Annotated in this window: 4 protein-coding genes; 2 read left to right on the top strand and 2 right to left on the bottom strand. The window is 72.8% G+C overall.

Annotated features, from left to right (window positions below; all coding sequences use genetic code 11):
* Positions 1-325: 325 nt before the first annotated feature.
* Both G3I65_RS17165 and G3I65_RS17160 read left to right on the top strand, forming a co-directional pair.
* A complete protein-coding gene (locus G3I65_RS17165) occupies positions 326-1,030 on the top strand; it encodes an SDR family NAD(P)-dependent oxidoreductase (RefSeq protein ID WP_309235514.1) in 705 nt (234 codons plus the stop codon).
* Between the two features lie 10 nt (positions 1,031-1,040).
* Entirely contained in the window at positions 1,041-1,769 is a 729-nt protein-coding gene (locus G3I65_RS17160) for a nucleotidyltransferase domain-containing protein (protein ID WP_160697012.1), read from the top strand.
* Here G3I65_RS17160 and G3I65_RS17155 read toward each other — a convergent pair.
* Both G3I65_RS17155 and G3I65_RS17150 read right to left on the bottom strand, forming a co-directional pair.
* Positions 1,766-3,046: a 6-phospho-beta-glucosidase gene (locus G3I65_RS17155; protein ID WP_160697011.1), complete on the bottom strand. Its 1,281-nt coding sequence runs from the start codon at positions 3,044-3,046 to the stop codon at positions 1,766-1,768. The two genes, G3I65_RS17160 and G3I65_RS17155, sit on opposite strands and share 4 nt — an antisense overlap.
* Positions 3,043-3,607: DeoR/GlpR family DNA-binding transcription regulator (locus G3I65_RS17150; RefSeq protein ID WP_160697010.1), on the bottom strand; the 565-nt coding region annotated here is incomplete at its 5' end. The genes G3I65_RS17150 and G3I65_RS17155, both read right to left, overlap by 4 nt.

The raw sequence follows: 3,607 nt of genomic DNA, 5'->3' as shown, positions 1-3,607 counted from the left end.
CCGCGCTCGCGGCGGACGGCGCGACGAGCGCGGACGTCGCCGCGAGGCCCACGCCCGCCGCGGTGCCGCGCAGGATCTGGCGGCGGGTCAGGTCGGCATCCATGGCGCACTCCTCGCTCGCGGGAACGGCGAAGGTCATCGTGTCGGCACGACCCCGAAACTGGAACAGGTTCTACCCGCTTGGAGCAGCACCCGGCGCCGTCGTTGCGCCGGTGGCCCCAACCCGTGACGACATTCGCCGGAGTCAAGTTGACGGCGTCCTCAACTTCTGACTAACTTGAGGACACTCTCAAGTTCATCCGATGAGGAGGTTCCCTTGCCGAAAGTGATCGCCGTCCTGGGCGTCGGCCCCGGGCTCGGCCTGTCGATCGCCCGCCGCTTCGGCCGCGAAGGCTTTACGACGGCACTGGTTTCCCGCACCGCCGCGCGGCACGACGCCTACCGCGAGGCCCTGACCGGGATCCCCACCCACACCTACACCGCCGACGTCACCGACGACGCCCAGCTCCGCGCCGTCCTCGCCCGGATCACCGCGGACGCTGGCGAGATCGACACGGTGTACTTCGGCCCGGCCGACGCGACCGGCGGCGCGGCCATCAAGCCGCTCACCGAAGCCGGCCCTGACGACCTGCGCACGCCGTTCGAGAACTTCATGCTCCCGGCCGCGAACCTCGTGCACGCGGCACTGCCGCCGATGCTGGCCCGCGGCTCGGGCGCCCTGCTCTTCGCCGGTGGCCTGAGCGGCAAGCACCCGATGCCGATGCTCGGCACCCTCGCCCCGGCGTCGGCGGCGCTGCGCATGTACGTCCTGACGTTGCACGCGGCCCTGCGCGAAAAGGGCGTCTACGCCGGCATCCTCACCATCGGCGGCCTCATCGAGCGCGGCGACATCCACCGCGTGTTCACGTCCCAGGACCACGGGTTCACCGCCGGGACGCTGAACCCGGACGACATCGCGGAGAAGGCGTGGTCGCTGTACGCCGAGCGTGACGCAGCCGAAGCGGAGTTCAACGCGATGGCCGCGGTCTAGCCTGGCGATCATGTACAGCACCGGGGAACGGAGTTCGCTCCGCGAGGCACTGGTCGAGGCGGCCCGGTCGGACGAGCGCGTCACCGGCGCCGCGCTCACCGGCTCGGCCGCGCTCGACGCCGAAGACGCGTGGTCGGACATCGACCTCGCGTTCGCCGTCAGCGGCGATCCCGGGCCGGTGCTCGCGGACTTCACCACGCGGATGTACGACGAGCACGGCGCCGTGCACCACATGGACGTCGTGTTCGAGCGGACGGTGTTCCGCGTGTTCCTCCTGGACAGCACGCTGCAGGTCGACCTGGCGTTCTGGCCGGAAGCGGACTTCGGCGCGACGACGCCGAAGTTCCGGCTGCTGTTCGGCACCGCGAACGAGCGCGAACCGGTACCGCCCCCGGACGCCCGGCGGCTGATCGACCTGGCCTGGCTGCACGCCCTGCACGCGCGGTCGAGCCTCGCGCGCGGCCGCGGCTGGCAGGCCGAGTACATGGTCGGCCGGGTGCGGGAGCACGCACTCGCGCTGGCTTGCCTGCGGCACGGCCTGCCCGCCGTCGAAGGGCGCGGGCTCGATCAGCTCCCGACCACAGTCACGCGGCCGTTCGAAGCCACCCTCGCCGGCGGCCTCGACGACCTCGGCCGGGCCTTCCGCGCCGTCACGGAACTGTTCGTGAGCGAAATCGACCAAGTCGACGCCAGCCTCGCCCGCCGCCTCGGGCCGCTGCTGCGCGAGCTGGTTCCCTAAGCCAGGTAAGCGAGTTCCGGGTGCGCGGCGGTGTAGGCGTCGAGCAGCCGCCGCGCCACCGAAACCGAGTCGACCAGCGGGTGCAGCGCGAACGCCCGCAGCGCCGCCTCGCGCGAACCCGTCGTCGCCGCTTCGATCGTCGCGCGCTCGACGGCCTTGATCGCTGTGACCAGACCCAGCGCGTGGCCGGGCAGCGGCGAAACCGCGAGCGGGCGGGCCCCGTTGCCGTCGACGACGCACGGCACCTCGACGACCGCGTCCGGTGGCACGTCCGGCAAAGCGGATCCGTTGCGCACGTTGAGGATCAGGTTCGTGCGCTCACCCAGGGCGATCGCGCGCATCAATGCGAGCGCGACGTTCTCGTACCCGCCGCCTTCGAGGTCGTCACGCTCCCCCTCCCGCGTTTCGGCCATATACGTCGCTTCCCGCGCCAACCGCGTGCGGTCCCACGACGCCAGCGAAGGCTCCGCGTAGAAATCCCGTTGCTGTTCAAGGAGAAGCGCACCACGTGACGCCGAGCCGGCCGCCTCCCGCGCGAAGTAGTAATAGTGCAGGTACTCGTTCGGCACCGCGCCCAGCGCACGCAGCCAGGAGGCGCCGAAGAGCTTCCCCTCCTCGAACGACTCCAGCGCGCCGGTGTCGGCGAGCAGCCGCGGCAGGACGTCTTCGCCGCCGACGCGGACCGCGCGCAGCCAGCCCAGGTGGTTGAGGCCCGCGTAGTCGAACCACGCCGTCGCCGGGTCGATGCCGAGCGCCCCGGCGACGCGGCGGCACAGCCCGACCGGCGAGTCGCAGATGCCGAGCACCCGGCCGCCGAGGTGCGCGGCCATCGCTTCGGTGACCATCCCGGCCGGGTTCGTGAAGTTGATGACCCACGCGCGCGGCGCCAGCTCGCCGATCAGCCGAGCCAGCTCGACGGCGACCGGGACCGTACGCAGGCCGTACGCGATCCCGCCCGCGCCGACCGTTTCCTGGCCCAGCACGCCTTCCGCGTGCGCGAGCTGCTCGTCCAGCCGGCGGCCTCGCAGGCCGCCGACCCGGATGGCGGAGAACACGAAGTCCACATCGGACAGTGCGTCGGCGAGGTCCGTCGTCACGCGCACCCGCGGCGCGGCGGCCACCCCGGCGGCCTGCTCGGCGAGGACCCGTTCGATCGCCGCGAGCCGCCCGGCGTCGACGTCGTGCAGCACCAGGTCCGTGACGCCGCCGTCGCGCAGCAGCGCGCCGTGCACCAGCGGCACGCGGAACCCGCCGCCGCCGAGGATGGCCAGCTTCACCGCAGCACCTCCACCCCGGCGTCGGCCAGCGCGGCGCAGGTCGGTTCGTCGGCACCGGCGCTGGTCACGACGACGTCGAGCGCGTCCGGCCCGCAGACCTTCGCCAGGCCGGTCCCGGGGAACTTGCCGGCGTCGGCGAGCAGCACCACCCGGTCCGCCGCCGCGACCATCGCGCGCTTCACCGGCACCTCGACGACCGTCGAGTCCATCACGTGGCCGTCGCCGCGGACCCCGCTCGCGCCGAGGAACACGGTGCCGGCGCGCACCTGGCGCAGCGCGTCCTCGGTCAGGAAGCCCACCATCGAAAGCTGCCCGCGCCGGACGACGCCGCCGAGCAGGACGAGTTCGACGTCGGCGGCGTCCTTCAGCTCTTCGTAGACCGCGAGGCTGCTGGTGATCACCGTCAGCGCGCGGTCGCGCAGGTGCCGCGCCAGCCGGTGCGCGGTGGTGCCGACGTCGAGGAGCACGGTGTCGCCGTCGGCGACCAGCGCCGCCGCGCGCCGGGCGACGGCTTCCTTTTCGTCGGCGTGCTCGGCCGCGGGCGCGAACGGCTCGCCGTCG

This window comes from Amycolatopsis sp. SID8362 (assembly GCF_010550475.1).
Classification (GTDB): Bacteria; Actinomycetota; Actinomycetes; order Mycobacteriales; family Pseudonocardiaceae; genus Amycolatopsis; species Amycolatopsis eburnea.
Note: the sequence above shows the minus strand (reverse complement) of the source record. Positions and strands in the feature narration are given on the sequence as shown.